Raw genomic sequence first — 18,636 nt, forward strand, 5'->3', positions numbered from 1 at the left:
AGGGATCGGACGGTCCGGGAACGATTTGTTTTCCGGAATTTCCGTCCCAAGAATTGAGAGAGCGCGAAGGGGAACGAACGGAATGCCGTGGAGCAATCAGGGAGGGGGCGGCGGTGGCGGCCCCTGGGGTCCTCCGCCGGGTGGTGGCGGTCAGAATCCGTGGGGCCGTCCGCCGGGTGGCGGTGGCGGCGGTGGCGGCGGCGGCGGAGGGCCGCAGCCGCCGGACCTGGAGGATCTGCTGCGCCGCGGCCAGGACCGCCTGAAGCGGGTGATGCCGGGCGGCGTCGGCAGCGGCCGGGGCATCGCGCTCGTCGTCGGCCTGCTGGCCGTGGTCTGGCTGGCCAGCGGCATCTACCGCGTCGAGGCGGACGAGCAGGGCGTCGTGCTGCGCTTCGGCCAGTGGGTGCGCACCGAACAGCCCGGTCTGCGCTACCACCTGCCGTCGCCCATCGAAACGGTGCTGATGCCCAAGGTGACGCGCGTCAACCGCATCGAGGTCGGTTACCGCTCGGCCGGTGACGGCCGCCGCGGCGACCGCGACGTTCCCGACGAATCGCTGATGCTGACCGGCGACGAGAACATCATCGACATCGACTTCACCGTCTTCTGGGTCATCAAGGACGCGGGCGAGTATCTGTTCAAGATCCGCGACCCCGAGGCCACCGTGAAGAAGGCGGCGGAAAGCGCGATGCGCGAGGTCATCGGCCGCACCGACCTGCAGCCGGCCCTGACCGAGGCCCGCCAGCAGATCGAAACCTCCACCCGCCAGCTCCTCCAGGCCATGCTCGACGATTACGAGGCGGGCATCGAGGTGACGCAGGTGCAGTTGCAGAAGGCCGACCCGCCGTCGCCCGTCATCGACGCCTTCAACGACGTGCAGCGCGCCCGCGCCGACCGCGAACGCGCCCGCAACGAGGCCGAGGCCTACCGGAACGACGTGATCCCGCGCGCCCGAGGCGACGCGGAGCGGCTGATCCAGGAAGCCTCCGCCTACCGCGAGCAGGTCGTGAACCTGGCCCAGGGTGACGCCGACCGCTTCCGCAAGGTCTTCGACGCCTACTCGACGGCCAAGGACGTGACCGCCAAGCGCATGTATCTGGAGACCATGGAAGAGATCCTGCGCGGCGCGAACAAGGTCATCATCGACGGCAACGCGCAGGGCGCGCAGGGCGTGGTTCCCTATCTGCCGCTCAACCAGCTTCAGCCGGCCCCGGCTGGCGCGCCGTCGCCGAACGGCGCGGCGCGGCCCGCCGGCCAGCCGCCGGCCCGTTGAGGAGGGATGCCATGAACCGCACATTGTTGGTCGCCGGCATCGGCATCCTCGCCGCGGGCGTGCTCGCCTCGGCCTCGCTGTTCACGGTGAACGAGGCGCAGCAGGCGCTCGTCCTCCAGTTCGGCGAGCCGATGCGCGTCATCCGCGAACCCGGCCTGAAGGCCAAGGTCCCCTTCATCCAGGAAGTCCGCATCCTCGACCGCCGCGTGCTCGACCTCGATCCGCCGGTGGAGCAGGTCATCCTGGCCGACCAGAAGCGCCTGGACGTGGACGCCTTCGCGCGCTACCGCATCCTGGACCCGCTGCGCTTCTACCAGACCGCCGGCAACGAGGCGGTGGCCGAGACGCGGATGAACGCCATCGTGAACTCGGCGCTGCGCCGCGTTCTCGGCAGCGTGACGCTGCTCGCCATCCTGTCGGACGAGCGTCCGCGCGTGATGAACGACATCCGCGGGCAGGTGAACGACGAGGCGAAGCGCTTCGGCATCGAGATCGTCGATGTCCGCATCCGCCGCGCCGACCTGCCGGAGGAGACCAGCCAGTCGATCTTCGCCCGCATGCGGTCGGAGCGTGAGCGTGAAGCCGCCGAGGCCCGCGCCCAGGGTCAGGAGCAGTCGCAGCAGATCCGCTCCCGCGCGGACCGCGAGCGCACCGTCATCCTGGCCGAAGCGCAGCGCGATTCGCAGATCCTGCGCGGTGAGGGCGACAACCAGGCGCTGAAGATGATCGCCGAGGCGACGTCGCAGGACCCGCAGTTCTACAGCTTCTACCGGACGCTCGAAGCCTACCGGAAGTCGCTGAACAAGGACGACACCACCATGGTGCTGTCCCCGACCGGCGAGTTCTTCCGCTACTTCGGCGACATCACCGGCGGCGGCAACGGCCAGCCGGCGCCGGCCTCGGGCAGCGCTCCGGCGCCGCAGCGGGCTCCGGCCCCGGCGACCGCCCAGCAGCAGTAAGACGGCGCGCTCGTCTCCCCTCCTCCCCGTCCCGGGGGAGGGGGCGGGGTGGGGGTTCCCGTTCCCCCACCCCAATTTTCTTCCCACCTTGTATCCCTCCTCCGACATGCCGCCCGACCGATGACGGATCTCCTCACCGCGCTGGCCCTGGTCCTGGTGATCGAGGGCGTGCTCTACGCGCTGTTCCCGTCCGCGATGCGGCGTCTGATCGTCGAAGCGCTGACGATGCCGGAAAACCGGCTGCGCGCCGTCGGGCTGGTGACGGCGATGGCCGGCGTCGGATTCGTCTGGCTTCTGCGGGGTGCCTGACACCCTTTTGCCGCGTGCGCGTCGCTGGACCGCGCCGCCATTTTCCGGCCATACTCCGACTTCTATACTCGCGCGTCCTCCGTGGCGGATGGGACCCGTGCGCCTTTGCTTGAAGCGGTGACGCGCGGGGATTACATCCGGCACACGGATCGGTGACGCGCCCCCTCGGACCGCGATTCGCATGAAGCCGCGGGCCGATTGGAACAGATGGCCGATTGGAACAAGAAGGTGCCGGATGTCCGGCAGGGAGAGCTGAGTTGAACCCGAACCACCCCATCCACCGCGCCGAACCCGGCCGCCGGCTGCGCGTCGTGCCGCTGATCGCCGCTCTCCTGTTGGGGCTGTCCGCCGCCGTCGGCACCCCCGCCATGGCCCAGTCGCGCCCGGCGCCGACCAGCTTCGCCGACCTGTCGGAAAAGCTGCTGCCCGCCGTGGTCAACATCTCGACCAGCCAGGCGGTGCCGCAGCGCCAGCAGGGCGCCCGTCCCGAGATGCCGCAGTTCCCGCCGGGCTCGCCGTTCGAGGAGTTCTTCCGCGACTTCTTCGACCGCCAGCAGCAGGACCAGCCGCAGCAGCCGCGCAAGTCGACCTCGCTCGGCTCCGGCTTCATCATCGACGCCAAGAACGGCTACGTGGTCACCAACAACCACGTCATCCAGGACGCCGACGAGATCACCGTCATCCTGCAGGACGACACCAACATCAAGGCGGAGCTGATCGGCAAGGACCCGAAGACCGACGTCGCCCTGCTGAAGATCAACACCAACCACCCGCTGGTCGCCGTTCCCTTCGGCGATTCGGACGCCATGCGCGTGGGCGACTGGGTGCTGGCCATCGGCAACCCGTTCGGCCTGGGCGGTTCGGTCACCGCCGGCATCATCTCGGCCCGCCAGCGCGACATCAACGCCGGCCCCTACGACGATTTCCTGCAGACCGACGCCTCGATCAACCGCGGCAACTCCGGCGGCCCGATGTTCAACCTGAACGGCGAGGTCATCGGCATCAACACGGCGATCTTCTCGCCGTCGGGCGGTTCGGTCGGCATCGGCTTCGCCATCCCGTCCAACCTCGCCAAGCAGGTGGTCGCGCAGCTCCGCGAGTACGGCAAGACCCGCCGCGGCTGGCTGGGCGTGCGCATCCAGGGCGTGACCCCGGAGATCGCCGAGAGCCTGGGCCTGCAGGGCCACAAGGGCGCGCTGGTCGCCTCGATCACCCCGAACGGTCCGGCGGCCAAGGCCGGCATCCAGGCGGGCGACGTGGTGACCAAGTTCGACGGCAAGGAAATCAACGAGATGCGCCGCCTGCCGCGCGTCGTCGCCGAGACGCCGATCGACAAGGCCGTGCCGGTCGAGGTGTGGCGCAAGGGCAAGTCGCAGCAGCTCCAGGTGAAGGTTGGCGAGCTTGAGGCCGCCGAGGAATCGGGCCTTCTCGCCGCCAATCCGGAGGAACAGCGCCGCCAGCCGCAGCAGGCTCCGGCCCAGAAGCCGACCGAGACGCTGGGCCTGAAGCTGACCAACATCACCCCGGAGCTGCGCCAGCAGTTCGAGATCAAGCCCGAGCTGAAGGGCGTGGTGGTGACCGAGGTGGCGGGCAACTCCACCGCGTCGGAGAAGGGCATCCGCGCCGGCGACGTCATCATCGAGGTCGGCCAGGAGGAGGTCCGCAAGCCGGAGGACGTGACGTCCAAGATCCAGAAGGCGAAGGAGCAGGGCAAGAAGTCCATCCTGCTGCTGGTGGACCGCCACGGCGACCTGCGCTTCGTCGCCATCCCGCTCAGCCAAGGCTGATCCGGGGGCTATCCCCAAACGAAAAGGGCACCGGCGGTCTCCCGCCGGTGCCCTTTCGCTTTGTGAGGTGCGTCGGTGGGGGTCAGCCCTCCACGAACTCCCCGATCCGGTAGCCCTGGGCGAACAGCAGGGCGGTAAGGTCGCCATGGTCCACGCGGGCGCGGGCCTGGGCGGCCACGGTCGGCTTGGCGTGGAAGGCGACGCCCAGCCCGGCGGCCAGCAGCATCGGCAGGTCGTTGGCGCCGTCGCCGACGGCCATCGTCTCGACGGTCGGGACGTGGCGCTCTCCGGCGTAGGCGAGCAGGGCCTCCAGCTTGCTGTCCTTGTCGAGGATCGGCTCGACCACCGCGCCGGTCATGATGCCGTCCACCACCTCCAGCACGTTGCCGCGGTCGTCGTCGAAGCCGACCCACTGGCGCACCCGCTCCGTGAAGCAGCGGAAGCCGCCGGAAACCAGCACGCAGGTCGCCCCGTTGGCGCGCATGGTGGAAACCAAAGTCTTGGCGCCCGGCATCAGGGTGGCGCGCTGCCACACCTCGTCGACGACGCTCTCGTTCAGGCCCTTCAGCAGGGCGACCCGCTCGCGCACCGCGCCCTTGAAGTCGATCTCGCCGTTCATGGCGCGAACGGTGATCGCGGCGATGTGGTCCTTCAGCCCGACGTAATCGCCAAGCTCGTCCAGCATCTCCTGCTCGATGATCGTCGATTCCATATCGGCGACCAGCAGGCGCTTCTTCCGGTTGCCCGGCTTCTGGGCGATGACGTCCACGGCGAGGCCATCAAGAGCGCGGCGCACGGCGGCTTCGGCCTGCTCGGGCACCAGCCCTTCCTCGGCGATGTCGCAGGCGCGGTCCGGCGCCAGCCAGTCCGGCTTGGCGGTGTCGGCCCCCAGCGCGGTCAGGGACGCGCGGGCGGCCTGCACGGCCTGCTCGTCGAGAACGGCGGAGGCGGCGGCGATCAGCGTAACGACAGCGCTCATGGCGGGGCGATCCTGGAAGAGCCGTGGGGAAGGGCGCGCGCGCTCCCTAGCACAGCCGGGAGTTTGCGCCAACCCACTCCGCCAAGCGTCATAGACATTCCGCGTCGTGGACCCGGGCGCCTCCCGCCGTGTTTCCGCTCAAATCGCGGGAGGGTTCGTCCATGATCCAGCGGCCTGCCACCCTTCTTACCCCGTCCATTCTTGCTTTCACCCTGCTGTTGGCCGGATGCGGCGCCGGGACTGATCTGGCGCAGCGCCCGCCGCCCGGCTATGTCGGCGACGTGGCGGCGCGCGTCTCGGCGGTGGATTGGGCGCAGGCCCGCCCCGTGACGGTTCAATTGGACGAGTTCCGGTTCCAGCCCGACCGTCTGGCCTTCGAGCGGGGAACGCCGTACCGCCTGACGCTGGAGAACGGCGGGAGCGTCGCGCACACCTTCACCTCCGAAGGCTTCTTCAAGGCCATCGCGGTGCGGCGGGTCACCACCGCGCAAGGCGCCGTCGAGACGCCGGCCCTGGTGAATCTGGAGATACCCGCCGGACAGACCGACGTGGTGGACTTCATCCCGATCCAGGCCGGAACCTACGACCTGGCCTGCCACGAACCGCTGCACAGCAGCTTCGGCATGACCGGGACGATCACGGTTCGCTGAGGCCCCGCACCGGTCGCCCTTGCCAAGCCGAGCCTTCCCCTGCCATACGCTGTAGCCGGAGGAACGTCAGGCAAGGCGACATGGCAGAGGACAGCCCGCGCAACCGGGATGTGCAGCACCGGCACGTGGTGGTGATCGGCGGCCCGACGGCCTCGGGCAAGTCGGGCATGGCGCTCGACATCGCCTTGGCGCGCAACGGCACGGTCATCAACGCCGACAGCATGCAGCTTTATGCCGAGCTGGACGTGCTGACCGCCCGTCCGGGGGCGGAGGATCTGGCGAAGGCTCCGCATCGGCTCTACGGCGTGCTGCCGGCGGCGGAGCGCGGCTCCGCCGCGCGCTGGCGCGACATGGCGCTGGCCGAGATCGCCGCGGCCCATGCCGCCGGGCGTCTGCCCATCGTCGTCGGCGGCACCGGCCTCTATCTGCGCACGCTGATGGAGGGCTTGAGCGCCGTCCCCGCCATCCCGGACGAGGTCCGCAAGGCCGCCCACGCCCGGCTCCAGGAGCTGGGGGGCGAGGCGTTCCGCGCGGAGCTGGTGGGCCGCGACCCGGCCTCGGCCAAACTCAACCCCGGCGACACCACCCGACTGACCCGCGCCTGGGAAGTGCTGGAGGCCACCGGCCATCCCCTCTCCCACTGGCAGACCCAGCGGGCCGAGGGCGCGCCGGAGGGGCTGGCCTTCTCCGTGCTCGTGATCGACCCACCGCGCGACGCGCTCTACGCCAATTGCGACCGCCGCTTCCGCGTGATGATGGGGCAGGGGGCGTTGGAGGAGGTGCGGCGGCTCGACGCGCTCGGCCTCGATCCCGACCTGCCGGCGATGAAGGCGCTGGGCGTTCCGGAGCTGCGCGATCATCTGCGCGGCACGCTGACTCTCGACGAAGCCATTGCGCTGGCTCAGCAATCGACGCGCCGCTACGCGAAGCGGCAGGTCACCTGGTTCCGTCACCAGCTCGCGGCGCGGCCGCCGGCCTCCGCGCTGCATGGCTGCCATACGATCAATTCGCTCTACGCAAGACCGCTTAGTGAAGCAATACTGACCTATCTTGAAACGACGTTGCGTCGTTGACCCTCAGGAGGATTGAAAGTGACGGTCGATTGGGGAAACGTGTTTGCCGGTCGCGTCGCCGGCATGGGAGCTTCGGAAATCCGGGAGCTGCTGAAGCTGCTCGAACGGCCGGAAATCATCTCCTTCGCCGGGGGCATCCCGGACCCCGATTTCTTCCCGACCGCGGCCATCGCCCGCGCCTATGAGAAGATCTTCCAGTCCAACGGCGGGGCCGGCGGCGCGCTCCAGTACACCATCAGCGAGGGCTTCACGCCGCTGCGCGAGTGGATCTGCACCTACATGGGCCGCCGCGGCATCCAGGCCGGGCTGGACGAGGTGCTGGTGACCAGCGGGTCGCAGCAGGCGCTGGAGTTCGTCGGCAAGCTGCTGATCGGGCCGGGCGAGAAGATCCTGGTGACCCGCCCGACCTATCTCGGCGCACTCCAGGCCTTCTCGCCCTATGAGCCGCAGTATCTCTCCGTCCCCGGCGACGCCGAAGGGCCGGACCTCGCCGCGGTGGAGGCGGCGCTGGAGCAGAAGCCGAAGTTCTTCTACCTCGTCCCCGATTTCCAGAACCCCAACGGCACGACGATCTCGCTGGCCCGCCGCGAGGCGCTGCTCGACCTCTGCGCCAAGCACGGCGTGCCGATCGTCGAGGATGCGGCCTACACCGAGCTGCGCTACGAAGGCGAAGCGATCCCGTCCTTGGTCGCGCTGGACGCCGCCCGCAACGGCGGCAAGATCACCAACGTGCTCTTCTGCGGCTCCTTCTCCAAGACGATGGTGCCGGCGCTGCGCGTGGGCTGGATCAACGGCCCGGCAGAGGTGATCAACCGGCTGGTCCTGATGAAGCAGGCCGGCGATCTCCACACCAGCACCATCAACCAGATCGTGCTGCACGACGTGGTGTCGCAGAGCTTCGACAGCCACATTCGCCGCCTGCGCGCCAGCTACAAGGAGCGCCGCGACGCCATGCTGACCGCGCTGGCCGAGTTTGCTCCGGCCGGGGTGACCTGGACCAAGCCGGAAGGCGGCATGTTCGTCTGGATCGAACTGCCGGAAGGCACCGACGGGGTGGAGTTGCTGGCCCGCGCCATCAAGGACGCCAACGTCGCCTTCGTCCCCGGCTCGGCCTTCCACGCCGACCGCTCGGGCAAGAACACGCTGCGCCTCAGCTTCTCCAACAACAACCCGGAGCGCATCCGCGAAGGCATCCGCCGCCTCTGCGGCCTGCTTCACACCGTCGCGGCGTAACCTCCGCCAGTCCTCGCGCAACGGCCTGCCTCCGCACCCGCGGGGCAGGCCGTTCGCGTTTCCGGGCGGCTTTGCGGGGAGGGCGGTCTTTCCAGCTTGCGAAATATTTGGAAAAACTGCGGCAAAAAATCTTTTCGATCATTCGCAAAATGGGTTGACCGACGACCGGCTGATTGTCTAGTTTGCCGGTCCCGGCCTTCGCCTTTGGGGATAACCCCTTGTTTTCCCAGCAGGCCATCGCCGGGGTTTGAGAAGGAACAGGGCCGCCCGTGAAAAGAGGGGCCCCCATTGGAAGGTCGTGAGCTATGCCCGAACAGAAGCTGACCGGCGCGCAGATCGTCATCAAGGCCCTGAAGGATCAGGGCGTAGACATCATCTTCGGTTATCCGGGCGGCGCGGTACTTCCGATCTACGACGCCATCTTCCAGCAGAACGACATCAAGCACATCCTGGTCCGGCATGAGCAGGCCGCCGTGCACGCCGCGGAAGGCTACGCCCGCTCCACCGGCAAGGTGGGCTGCGTGCTGGTGACCTCCGGTCCCGGCGCCACCAACGCCGTGACGGGCCTGCTCGACGCGCTGTGCGACAGCATTCCGCTGGTCTGCCTGTCCGGGCAGGTGCCGACCCACCTGATCGGCAACGACGCCTTCCAGGAGGCCGACACCACCGGCATCACGCGCCCCTGCACCAAGCACAATTACCTGGTGAAGGACGTCAACCAGCTCGCCCGCACCATGCACGAGGCCTTCTACGTGGCGCGCAGCGGCCGTCCCGGCCCGGTGCTGGTCGACATCCCGAAGGACGTGCAGTTCGCCGACGGCACCTACATCCCGCCGACCGAGGTGAAGCACAAGACCTACCGCCCGCAGGTGAAGCCCGAGATCGCCCGCGTGGAGGAGGCCATCGAGCTGATCGCCACCGCCAAGCGCCCGATCTTCTACACCGGCGGCGGCGTGGTGAACGCCGGCCCGATCGCGGCCAAGCTGCTGACCCAGTTCGTGAAGATGACCGGCTTCCCGATCACCTCGACCCTGATGGGGCTGGGCGCCTTCCCGGCGTCGGACCCGCAGTGGCTGGGCATGCTGGGCATGCACGGCACGTACGAGGCGAACCTCGCCATGTACAACTGCGACGTCATGATCAACATCGGCGCCCGCTTCGACGACCGCGTGACCGGCAAGCTGTCGGAATTCGCGCCGGGCTCGAAGAAGATCCACGTCGACATCGACCCCAGCTCGATCAACAAGAACGTCGCGGTGGACATCCCCATCGTCGGTGACGCCGGCGCCGTTCTGGAAGACATGATCCGCATCTGGAAGGCCCGCCAGAAGCGCGCCGACCAGACCGCCCTGAAGGAATGGTGGGGTCAGGTCGAGGGCTGGCGCGCCCGCAACTGCCTGAACTACAACCGCACCGAGGCGGTCATCAAGCCGCAGTACGCGCTGGAGCGGCTGCGCGAGGCGCTGCGCGGCAAGAACCACTACGTGACGACCGAGGTCGGCCAGCACCAGATGTGGGCCGCCCAGTTCCTGCCCTTCGACGAGCCGAACCGCTGGATGACCTCCGGCGGCCTGGGCACCATGGGCTACGGCCTGCCGGCGGCCATCGGCGCGCAGCTCGCCCACCCCGACGCCATCGTGGTGGACGTGTCGGGCGAGGCGTCCTTCCTGATGAACATGCAGGAGATCGGCACGGCGGTGCAGTACCGCGCCCCGGTCAAGATCTTCATCCTGAACAACAAGTACATGGGCATGGTGCGCCAGTGGCAGGAGCTGCTGCACGGCTCCCGCTACTCCAACAGCTACTCCGAGGCGCTGCCCGACTTCGTGAAGCTGGCGGAAAGCTGGGGCTGCGTCGGCCTGCGCGCGACCACGGTGGCCGAGGTGGACGAGGTCATCGAGAAGATGCTGGCCGTCACCGACCGCCCCTGCATCATCGACATCGCCGTGGACCCGAAGGAGAACTGCTTCCCGATGATCCCCGGCGGCAAGGCCCACAACGAAATCCTGTTCGGTCCGGAGGACAGCCCGTCCGACGCCACGCCGGAAGACGGCATGGTGCTGGTCTGATCGCGGCGACCAAGACGAACGGTTGAAGGCCCTCTGGCGGAGTACGGATCGTGGAAGAGAAGATCGAGAAGCACACCATCGCCGTGCTGGTGGACAACGAGCCGGGCGTGCTGGCCCGCGTCATCGGCCTGTTCTCGGGCCGCGGCTACAACATCGAAAGCCTGACGGTGGCGGAGGTGAACAACGCCGACCACCTGTCCCGCATCACCCTGGTCACCTCCGGCACCCGCATGGTGGTGGAGCAGATCAAGGCCCAGCTCGACCGCCTCGTGCCGGTGCACAAGGTGCACGACCTGACGGACGAGGGTCCGTCGGTGGAGCGTGAGCTGGCGCTGGTCAAGGTCGCCGGCACCGGCGAGCGCCGCATCGAGGCGCTGCGCCTGGCCGACATCTTCAAGGCGAAGGTCGTGGACGCCACCCTGACCTCCTTCGTGTTCGAACTGACCGGCACGACGGCCGAGGTCGACGATTTCGTCGGGCTGATGGCTCAGCTCGGCCTCGTCGAGGCCAGCCGCACCGGCGTCGTCGCCATGTCCAAGGGAGCCACCGGCTTCTGATTTTGGCCCTAAGCGGCGGGCTATGACGCCACCCATGACAGGGAGACGACCCAGCCCGCCGTCCTTTTGCAGGTCTGCCGAACAGTCTTGTGCTTGACGCGGCCCTTTCGCCGGTGGAGTAATTCCGCTGCGCAAAACTCGCACCACCAGATCGAAAAATCCAAGGAAGACCACCATGCGCGTCTATTATGATCGTGATGCCGACGTGAACCTGATCAAGGGGAAGAAGGTCGTCATCGTCGGCTACGGCAGCCAGGGCCACGCCCACGCCAACAACCTGCGTGACAGCGGCGTGAAGGACGTGCGCATCGCCCTCCGCCCGGGCTCGGCCACCATCAAGAAGGCTGAGAACGCCGGCTTCACGGTCATGTCCCCGGCCGAGGCCGCCGCCTGGGCCGACGTGGTGATGATCCTCACCCCGGACGAGCTGCAGGCCGACCTGTACCGCGACGACCTCGCCAAGAACCTGAAGGAAGGCGCCGCGCTCGCCTTCGCGCACGGCCTGAACGTGCACTTCAACCTCATCGAGCCGCGCGCCGACCTCGACGTGTTCATGATCGCGCCGAAGGGCCCCGGCCATACCGTCCGTGGCGAGTACCAGCGCGGCGGCGGCGTGCCCTGCCTCGTGGCCGTGCACCAGAACGCCTCGGGCAACGCGCTGGACATCGCCCTGTCCTACGCCTCGGCCATCGGCGGCGGCCGCGCCGGCATCATCGAGACCACCTTCAAGGAAGAGTGCGAGACCGACCTGTTCGGTGAGCAGGCCGTGCTCTGCGGCGGCCTGACCGAGCTGATCAAGGCCGGCTACGAGACGCTGACCGAGGCCGGCTACGCCCCGGAGATGGCCTATTTCGAGTGCCTGCACGAGGTGAAGCTGATCGTCGACCTCATGTATGAGGGCGGCATGGCCAACATGCGCTACTCGATCTCCAACACCGCCGAGTACGGCGACTACAAGACCGGCCCGCGCATCATCACCCCGGAGACCAAGGCCGAGATGAAGCGCGTCCTGGAGGACATCCAGACCGGCCGCTTCGTCCGCGACTGGATGCTGGAGTGCAAGGCCGGCCAGCCGTCCTTCAAGGCGACCCGCCGCCGCAACGCCGAGCACTCGATCGAGCAGGTCGGCGAGAAGCTGCGCGCCATGATGCCGTGGATCGCCGAGCGCCGTCTGGTCGACAAGTCCAAGAACTGATCGGTTCCTGGATCGAGAAACGGGAGAGCGCGCCGCGAGGCGCGCTTTTTCGTTTGTGGATAGTTCTGCTGTTGGCTTGTCCCCCTCCCGACCTCCCCCCCGCTTTGCAGGGGGAGGAGAAAATTCCCTCCCCTGCGAAGCGGGGGAGGGTTAGGGTGGGGGCAAGTGCAACCGGCTGGAAAACCTCACACATCCCCCCGTGACCGGTCCGCCTTCGGCCGCTCGTCGAGCAGCGGCCGGCCGGTGTGCACGAAATGCACGACCTCGGCGATGTTGGTGGCGTGGTCGCCGATGCGCTCCAGGCTCTTGGCGATGAACAGCAGGTGCATGTGGGCGGTGAACATCTCCGGCAGGCGGGCGGCCGACTGGTTGATGCTCTCGCACAGGCTGGTGTAGAGCGCGTCCACCTCGTCGTCGGTGCGCCAGACGCGCAGCGCCAGTTCGACGTCGCCGTCCACATAGGCGTCCACCGCGGTGGTCAGGCGCTGGCGCACCAGACGGCCCAGGTTGGGCAGGGTGCTCATCGCCGGGGATTCGGGGAACTCGGCCACGGAGACGGCGCGGCGGGCGGTGTTGGCGGCGTGGTCGCCGACGCGCTCCAGGTTGCCGGCGATCTTCAGCGCGGCGATCACCTCGCGCAGATCGTCGGCCACCGGCTGGCGTAGCACCAGCATGCGCATGCAATTGGCCTCGATCTCGTGCTCGTAGCTGTCGAGGCGCGCGTCGGACTCGACGATGGCGCGGGCCTGCTCCGGGTTGCGCTGGGTCAGGCAGGTCAGCGCGCCGTCGAGCTGGGTTTCCGCGGCGCCCGCCATCTGCACGATGCTGGCCTTCAGCCGCTTCATGGCGTCTTCGAACGCGGTGACGATGTGCGGGGCGGGGTGCTTCATGGGGCTGGCCTTATCGGTGCGGGCGTCGGTGGCGGACGGCCGGAAACCTTACAGTTTTGCGGCCCGGCAGGCCAGTACCGTCGCCGCGCGGCACGCGGCGGGCGCCGCATGGGAATGGTTGATTTCGCATGTGCGAAATGGCAAGAGTCCGGCCCTGCTACCCCTTATGACCAAGCACGGACGCCGACCGTCATGATCGAACGCCGTTTCGAACAGATCATCTTCGCCAGCCGCTGGCTGCTCGCCCCCTTCTATCTGGGGCTCGTCGTGTCGCTGGTGCTCCTGCTCGCGAAGTTCACCCAGGAGATCTTCCACATCGTCCCGCACGTGCTGGAGATGCAGGAAAAGGACGTCCTCCTGGCCGTGCTGACCCTGATTGACCTGTCGCTGGCCGGCAACCTGCTGCTGATGGTGATCTTTTCGGGATACGAGAACTTCGTGTCCAAGATCGACGTGGCCGACCACAAGGACCGCCCGGACTGGATGGGCAAGGTCGACTTCGGCGGGCTGAAGCTGAAGCTGATCGCCTCCATCGTGGCGATCTCCGGCATCCACCTGCTGAAAAGCTTCATGAACATCGACAACACCAGCAAGGAAAACCTGATGTGGATGGTCATCGTCCACATGACCTTCGTGGTGTCGGGCGTCCTGCTGGCCCTGATGGACCGGCTGGAAGGGAGCCATCACGGAGCGCACGGCAAGGCGGCGGCCGCGGCGAAATCCGATCATCATTGAGGGCGCCGGAGCGGTTTCAAACCCGACACAAAGCCGTTGCGGCGGGTTGGGAATCAGCCTAAGGATACCCCCGCCGCGAGCGGAGCGGTTTGGCCGGACGCCGGAGGTTCCCGCCTCCTGTTGACGGAAAATTAACCCTGACGCGGCAGTGTGGCGGGCACCGGAGGACGGCGTTCCGCCAGGACTTCGGGGACTGGACATTCCGCCGGGACCGGCCTTGCCTCAAGGACCGCCTCCCATCGACCAGAGCGCCGGACCGGCGCCGGCGTCCGCCCCACGGGCGCCGGAGACAAGGGTTCGGCAAGGCGTGCCGGTTGCACTCTCCGCTTGAGCGCGAAGGGGCATTCGTCTATGGAACCGTTGGCGGGCGTGGCCCTCCGCACCGGAGCGGGCACATCGCCGGCAAGGCCGTCTCAACCGCATTGAAGAGTTAGTCGGGTCCATGCTTTCCAAACTCCTCGGCGTGCTTTCCGCCGACATGGCGATCGATTTGGGGACGGCCAACACCCTGGTCTATGTCAAGGGCCGCGGCATCGTTCTGAACGAACCCTCGGTCGTGGCGATCGCCAACGTCCGCGGCAAGAAGCAGGTGCTGGCCGTCGGCGACGAGGCGAAGATGATGCTGGGCCGCACGCCCGGCAACATCCAGGCCATCCGCCCCCTCCGCGACGGCGTCATCGCCGACTTCGAAGTCGCCGAGGAGATGATCAAGCACTTCATCCGCAAGGTGCACAACCGGCGCAGCTTCGCCAGCCCGCAGGTCATCATCTGCGTGCCGTCGGGCTCCACCGCCGTGGAGCGCCGCGCGATCCAGGAATCGGCGGAGGCCGCCGGCGCCCGCCGCGTCTTCCTGATCGAGGAGCCGATGGCCGCCGCGATCGGCGCCGGGCTCCCGGTGACGGAGCCGACCGGCTCCATGGTCGTGGACATCGGCGGCGGCACCACCGAGGTGGCCGTGCTGTCGCTGGGCGGCATCGTCTATTCCCGCTCGGTCCGCGTGGGCGGCGACAAGATGGACGAGGCCATCATCGGCTACATCCGCCGCACCCACAATCTGCTGGTCGGTGAAGGCTCGGCGGAGCGGATCAAGAAGGAAATCGGCTCGGCCTGCCCGCCGGAAGACGGCGAGGGCCGCATCCTGGAGATCAAGGGCCGCGACCTGATGAACGGCGTGCCCAAGGAACTCATCATCTCCGAGCGGCAGATCGCCGAGTCCCTGGCGGAGCCGGTGTCGGCCATCGTCGAGGCGGTGAAGGTCGCCCTGGAGCACACGGCGCCGGAACTGGCCGCGGACATCGTGGACAAGGGCATCGTGCTGACCGGCGGCGGCGCCCTGCTGGGCAACCTGGACTTCGTCCTGCGCCACGCCACGGGCCTGCCGGTGTCGATCGCCGACGACCCGCTGTCCTGCGTCGCGCTGGGCACCGGGCGGGCGCTGGAAGAGATGAAGACGCTGCGAAACGTCTTGGTCAGCGCCTACTGATTGGTGTATTGCTCGGTTGGGTTCCCCCGGTGGTTCGTCCATTCGCCAGCGTAGCCGGGGGCGGATCGCGTACCTGGACGGGATGATCCTGTGAAGCCTCGCAATTCCGGTTCCGTCGTGCGCCTTGCCGCCCCGCTGCGGGCGCTCGCCCAGCGCTTCTCCTTCCTTCTGCTGGTGCTCGCCTCCGTCGCCCTGATGATGGTGGGCCGGATCGACGCGCTGTCGGTGGACAGCGCGCGCGCGCGGGTGACCGACGCTTTCGCCCCGATCCTCGACGCGATCTCGCGCCCCGCCGCCACCGCCGCCCATGTCGTGGAGTCGGTGGTCGAGGTGCAGAACGCCTTCGAGGAGAACCAGCGGCTGAAGGCGGAGAACGCTCGGCTGCTGCAGTGGAAGCAGGCGGCGCTGCGGCTGGAGGCGGAGAACATCAGCCTGCGTTCCCTTCTCAAGGCGACGCCGGAGCCGTCCTCCTCCTTCATCACGGCGCGGGTCATCGCGGCTCCCGGCAGCTCCTTCCTGCGCACGCTGGTGGTCACCGCCGGCCGTCGCGACGGGGTGCGCAAGGGGCAGGCGGCCATCGCCGGCAGCGGGCTGGTCGGCCGGGTGATCGAGGTCGGGGAATGGTCGGCGCGCGTCCTCCTGCTGACCGACATCAACACCCGCATCCCCGTCGTGCTGGAGCGCTCGCGCCAGCGGGCGGTGATGGCGGGCGACAATTCCGACCAGACCCGGCTCCTCTACCTGCCGCCGGAAGCGCCGGTTCAGGTGGGCGAGCGGGTGGTGACCTCCGGTCACGGCGGGCAGTTCCCGCCGGGGCTGCCGGTGGGCGTGGTGTCCTCGGCCGGTGAACGTGGCGTCCGGGTGCAGCCGAACGTCGACCTGTCGCGGGTTGAACACCTGCAGCTGGTCGAGTTCAGCCTGCCGGGAAGCGAGACGGAACCGTCGTCCGAGTCGAAATGACGCTGACCTTGTGGCAGCGGCTGGACAAGACGGGGCGGAATCTCGCGCCCTTCGCGGTGACGGTCATGCTGGCGCTGGCCGGGATGATCCCGGTGCCGCTGCCCGGCTATGCGTCGGTGGCGCCTTTCCTGACCGCCATCGCCGTCTATTATTGGGCGATCCACCGGCCCGACCTGATGGGGCCGGGCACCGCCTTCCTGATCGGTTTGCTGCAGGACCTGCTGACCGGCGGACCGCTGGGGGTGAACGCGCTGGTGCTGGTGCTGGTCCATTGGGCGGTGTCCAGCCAGCGGCGCGTCCTGGTGTCCAGCACCTTCGCCCTGATGTGGTTCGGCTTCGGGCTGATCATGATGGGCGTGGCCTGCATCCAGTGGCTGGCCTTCTCGGCGCTCCAGGCGACGGTGCTGCCGTTCCGGCCGGCGCTGTTCCAGGCGCTGCTGACCATGGCCTTCTTCCCGGCCATCGCCTGGATGCTGATCCGCGTGCACCGCGCGTTTCTTCAGGGATGATGGGCCAGGTTGATGGACTGGGGTGAGGTCAGGGATAGCCGGCAGGGATGATCTGGCAGGGGATGTGAGCCTTTGACTGCGATGGACCGCGACACCGACCGCTACCGCCTGCTGACCCGCCGCGCCGCCGTGCTGGGCGGGTTGAAGCTCGCCGGTCTGTCCGCTCTGGTCGGGCGGCTCTATTACCTGCAGGTGGTGGAGTCCGCGCGCTTCACCATGCTGGCCGAGGAGAACCGCATCAGCCTGCGGCTGGTCGCCCCGTCGCGCGGCACCATCGTCGACCGGTTCGGCGCGCCGCTGGCGGTGAACCAGCAGAACTACCGCGTCGTCGTGGTGTCCGAGCGCACCCGCAACATCCAGGACACGCTCGACAAGATCTCCAAGATCGTCCCGCTGACCGACGGCGACCGCCGCCGCGTGATGCGCGAGCTGCATCGCAAGCGCCGCTTCGTGCCGGTCACCGTGCGGGAGAACCTGACCTGGGAGCAGGTCGCCACCATCGAGATGAACACGCCGGACCTGCCGGGCGTCGCCATCGAGGTCGGCGAGATCCGCCACTACCCGGAGGCGGAAGCGACCGCGCACATCCTGGGCTATGTCGGCGCCGTGTCGGAGGCGGAGCTGAACGGCGACCCCGTGCTGTCGCTGCCCGGCTTCCGCATCGGCAAGGCGGGGATGGAGAAGTATCACGAGAAGGCGCTGCGCGGCACGGCGGGCACCAGCCAGCTCGAGGTCAACGCGGTCGGGCGCGTCATCCGCGAGCTGTCGCGCGACGAGGGGCAGCCGGGCCGCGAGGTCCAGCTGACCATCGACATCGGCCTGCAAAAATTCGTGCAGCAGCGGCTGGCGCAGGAGGTCAGCGCCTCCTGTGTGGTGATGGACGTGCACACCGGCGGCATCTACGCCCTGTGCTCACACCCCAGTTACGACCCCAACCAGTTCACCATGGGCATCAGCGCCGAGCTGTGGGAGGAGCTGCTGTCCAACCAGGCGACGCCGCTGAACAACAAGGCGGTGGCCGGGCAATACCCGCCGGGCTCCACCTTCAAGCCGGTGGTGGCCCTGGCGGCCCTGGAATCGGGGCTGATCAGCCGCAACCACTCGGTGTTCTGCCCGGGCCACATGGACCTCGGCGACCACCGTTTCCACTGCTGGAAGAAGGGCGGGCACGGCACGGTGGACGTGGTCGGCGCGCTGCGCCATTCCTGCGACGTATGGTTCTACGACGTGTCGCGGCGCATCGGCATCGACCGCATCGCCGAGATGGCCAACCGCTTCGACATGGGGCAGCTGACCGGGCTGGACCTGCCGCACGAGCGCCCAGGCCTGATCCCGTCCATCGACTGGAAGAAGGGCGCGCTCGGCAAGCCCTGGGCGCAGGGCGAGACGCTGATCGCGGCGATCGGGCAAGGCTACGTGCTGTCCACGCCGATGCAGCTCGTCGCGATGACCGCGCGGCTGGCCAACGGCGGCTTCGCAGTGAAGCCCCACCTGACCAAGCAGATCAAGGCGCTGTCGGGCGAGCAGACGAGCTGGCCGCCGATCGGGGTGAAGAAGGAAAATCTCGACCTCGTCCTGCGCGGCCTCTACGAGGTGACGAACGCGCCGAACGGCACCGCCTACAAGTCGCGCATCACCGAACCCGGCTATGAAATGGCCGGTAAGACCGGTTCCGCCCAGGTCCGCCGCATCACCATGGCGGAGCGCAGCACCGGCGTGCGGAAGAACGAGGATTTGCCCTGGCGGGAGCGCGATCACGCGCTGTTCATCTCCTACGCCCCGGTCAGCGCCCCGCGCTACGCCTGCGCGGTGTTCGTGGAGCACGGCGGCGGCGGGTCCACCGCGGCGGCGCCGATCGCGCGCGACATCCTGCTGGAATGCCAGAAACGCGATCCGGGCCGCGCCGCCGTGGCGGAAAGCGCCCCGCCGCCCCCGCCGCCGGGCGGCACCCGGGGCTGAGGGGCTTTGGGGCTGT

17 protein-coding genes are annotated in these 18,636 nt (G+C 68.3%); 15 read left to right on the plus strand and 2 right to left on the minus strand.

Annotated elements, in window-relative coordinates; translation table 11 throughout:
• Nucleotides 1-82 precede the first annotated feature (82 nt).
• From hflK to D3869_RS12370, 4 genes are all read left to right on the plus strand, one after another.
• Nucleotides 83-1,273 carry an FtsH protease activity modulator HflK gene (gene hflK, locus D3869_RS12355; RefSeq protein WP_137140282.1) on the plus strand — a complete coding sequence of 397 codons (1,191 nt, stop codon included), beginning with the start codon at nt 83-85 and terminating at the stop codon, nt 1,271-1,273.
• A gap of 11 nt (nt 1,274-1,284) precedes the next feature.
• Nucleotides 1,285-2,232 carry a protease modulator HflC gene (gene hflC, locus D3869_RS12360; protein WP_137140283.1) on the plus strand — a complete coding sequence of 316 codons (948 nt, stop codon included), beginning with the start codon at nt 1,285-1,287 and terminating at the stop codon, nt 2,230-2,232.
• 120 nt (nt 2,233-2,352) lie between these two features.
• Nucleotides 2,353-2,541: a DUF2065 domain-containing protein gene (locus tag D3869_RS12365; protein ID WP_137140284.1), complete on the plus strand. Its 189-nt coding sequence runs from the start codon at nt 2,353-2,355 to the stop codon at nt 2,539-2,541.
• A 257-nt stretch (nt 2,542-2,798) separates the two neighbouring features.
• Nucleotides 2,799-4,328, plus strand: coding sequence for a DegQ family serine endoprotease (locus D3869_RS12370; protein WP_137140285.1), 1,530 nt, complete (start codon nt 2,799-2,801; stop codon nt 4,326-4,328).
• An 82-nt stretch (nt 4,329-4,410) separates the two neighbouring features.
• On the opposite strand, the gene serB is transcribed toward D3869_RS12370, so the two are convergent.
• Nucleotides 4,411-5,307 (minus strand): phosphoserine phosphatase SerB, encoded by an 897-nt coding sequence (gene serB, locus D3869_RS12375; RefSeq protein WP_137140286.1) that lies wholly within the window; start codon nt 5,305-5,307, stop codon nt 4,411-4,413.
• A 161-nt stretch (nt 5,308-5,468) separates the two neighbouring features.
• Between serB and D3869_RS12380 the strand changes: the two genes are divergently transcribed.
• The 6 genes from D3869_RS12380 to ilvC all read left to right on the plus strand — a co-directional run bounded on the left by D3869_RS12380 (nt 5,469) and on the right by ilvC (nt 12,084).
• Entirely contained in the window at nt 5,469-5,957 is a 489-nt protein-coding gene (locus D3869_RS12380) for a cupredoxin domain-containing protein (RefSeq protein WP_137140287.1), read from the plus strand.
• 80 nt (nt 5,958-6,037) lie between these two features.
• Nucleotides 6,038-7,030, plus strand: coding sequence for a tRNA (adenosine(37)-N6)-dimethylallyltransferase MiaA (gene miaA, locus D3869_RS12385; protein ID WP_137140288.1), 993 nt, complete (start codon nt 6,038-6,040; stop codon nt 7,028-7,030).
• Nucleotides 7,031-7,093: 63 nt separating this feature from the next.
• Nucleotides 7,094-8,263, plus strand: a complete 1,170-nt coding sequence (locus tag D3869_RS12390; RefSeq protein WP_175426454.1) for a PLP-dependent aminotransferase family protein — start codon at nt 7,094-7,096, stop codon at nt 8,261-8,263.
• A 305-nt stretch (nt 8,264-8,568) separates the two neighbouring features.
• Complete coding sequence (locus D3869_RS12395) at nt 8,569-10,332, plus strand: acetolactate synthase 3 large subunit (RefSeq protein ID WP_014239994.1); 1,764 nt, start codon at nt 8,569-8,571, stop codon at nt 10,330-10,332.
• Between the two features lie 50 nt (nt 10,333-10,382).
• Nucleotides 10,383-10,889: an acetolactate synthase small subunit gene (gene ilvN / locus D3869_RS12400; RefSeq protein WP_014239995.1), complete on the plus strand. Its 507-nt coding sequence runs from the start codon at nt 10,383-10,385 to the stop codon at nt 10,887-10,889.
• Between the two features lie 175 nt (nt 10,890-11,064).
• Nucleotides 11,065-12,084, plus strand: a complete 1,020-nt coding sequence (gene ilvC, locus D3869_RS12405; RefSeq protein ID WP_035672698.1) for a ketol-acid reductoisomerase — start codon at nt 11,065-11,067, stop codon at nt 12,082-12,084.
• Nucleotides 12,085-12,269: 185 nt separating this feature from the next.
• Here ilvC and phoU read toward each other — a convergent pair whose 3' ends face one another.
• Nucleotides 12,270-12,974 carry a phosphate signaling complex protein PhoU gene (phoU, locus tag D3869_RS12410; protein ID WP_035672701.1) on the minus strand — a complete coding sequence of 235 codons (705 nt, stop codon included), beginning with the start codon at nt 12,972-12,974 and terminating at the stop codon, nt 12,270-12,272.
• A 192-nt stretch (nt 12,975-13,166) separates the two neighbouring features.
• Here phoU and D3869_RS12415 point away from each other — a divergent pair, with 192 nt between their 5' ends.
• The 5 genes from D3869_RS12415 to mrdA all read left to right on the plus strand — a co-directional run bounded on the left by D3869_RS12415 (nt 13,167) and on the right by mrdA (nt 18,620).
• Complete coding sequence (locus tag D3869_RS12415; protein ID WP_014239998.1) at nt 13,167-13,709, plus strand: TIGR00645 family protein; 543 nt, start codon at nt 13,167-13,169, stop codon at nt 13,707-13,709.
• Nucleotides 13,710-14,151: 442 nt separating this feature from the next.
• On the plus strand, nt 14,152-15,192 hold the full coding sequence (locus D3869_RS12420; protein ID WP_014240000.1) for a rod shape-determining protein: 1,041 nt from the start codon (nt 14,152-14,154) through the stop codon (nt 15,190-15,192).
• Between the two features lie 90 nt (nt 15,193-15,282).
• A complete protein-coding gene (gene mreC, locus D3869_RS12425; protein WP_137140290.1) occupies nt 15,283-16,152 on the plus strand; it encodes a rod shape-determining protein MreC in 870 nt (289 codons plus the stop codon).
• A complete protein-coding gene (gene mreD / locus D3869_RS12430) occupies nt 16,149-16,661 on the plus strand; it encodes a rod shape-determining protein MreD (protein ID WP_137140291.1) in 513 nt (170 codons plus the stop codon). Before mreC ends, mreD begins: the two co-directional genes overlap by 4 nt.
• A gap of 81 nt (nt 16,662-16,742) precedes the next feature.
• Nucleotides 16,743-18,620 (plus strand): penicillin-binding protein 2, encoded by a 1,878-nt coding sequence (gene mrdA / locus D3869_RS12435; protein WP_137140638.1) that lies wholly within the window; start codon nt 16,743-16,745, stop codon nt 18,618-18,620.
• Nucleotides 18,621-18,636 lie beyond the last annotated feature (16 nt).

This window comes from Azospirillum brasilense (assembly GCF_005222205.1).
GTDB lineage: Bacteria > Pseudomonadota > Alphaproteobacteria > Azospirillales > Azospirillaceae > Azospirillum > Azospirillum brasilense_G.

Coding starts and splice junctions, on each gene's coding strand:
- hflK (WP_137140282.1), top strand. CDS start 83: ATGCCGTGGAGCAATCAGGGAGGGGGCGGCGGTGGCGGCCCCTGGGGT.
- hflC (WP_137140283.1), top strand. CDS start 1,285: ATGAACCGCACATTGTTGGTCGCCGGCATCGGCATCCTCGCCGCGGGC.
- D3869_RS12365 (WP_137140284.1), top strand. CDS start 2,353: ATGACGGATCTCCTCACCGCGCTGGCCCTGGTCCTGGTGATCGAGGGC.
- serB (WP_137140286.1), bottom strand. CDS start 5,307: ATGAGCGCTGTCGTTACGCTGATCGCCGCCGCCTCCGCCGTTCTCGAC.
- D3869_RS12380 (WP_137140287.1), top strand. CDS start 5,469: ATGATCCAGCGGCCTGCCACCCTTCTTACCCCGTCCATTCTTGCTTTC.
- miaA (WP_137140288.1), top strand. CDS start 6,038: ATGGCAGAGGACAGCCCGCGCAACCGGGATGTGCAGCACCGGCACGTG.
- D3869_RS12390 (WP_175426454.1), top strand. CDS start 7,094: ATGGGAGCTTCGGAAATCCGGGAGCTGCTGAAGCTGCTCGAACGGCCG.
- D3869_RS12395 (WP_014239994.1), top strand. CDS start 8,569: ATGCCCGAACAGAAGCTGACCGGCGCGCAGATCGTCATCAAGGCCCTG.
- ilvC (WP_035672698.1), top strand. CDS start 11,065: ATGCGCGTCTATTATGATCGTGATGCCGACGTGAACCTGATCAAGGGG.
- phoU (WP_035672701.1), bottom strand. CDS start 12,974: ATGAAGCACCCCGCCCCGCACATCGTCACCGCGTTCGAAGACGCCATG.
- D3869_RS12415 (WP_014239998.1), top strand. CDS start 13,167: ATGATCGAACGCCGTTTCGAACAGATCATCTTCGCCAGCCGCTGGCTG.
- D3869_RS12420 (WP_014240000.1), top strand. CDS start 14,152: ATGCTTTCCAAACTCCTCGGCGTGCTTTCCGCCGACATGGCGATCGAT.
- mreD (WP_137140291.1), top strand. CDS start 16,149: ATGACGCTGACCTTGTGGCAGCGGCTGGACAAGACGGGGCGGAATCTC.
- mrdA (WP_137140638.1), top strand. CDS start 16,743: ATGGACCGCGACACCGACCGCTACCGCCTGCTGACCCGCCGCGCCGCC.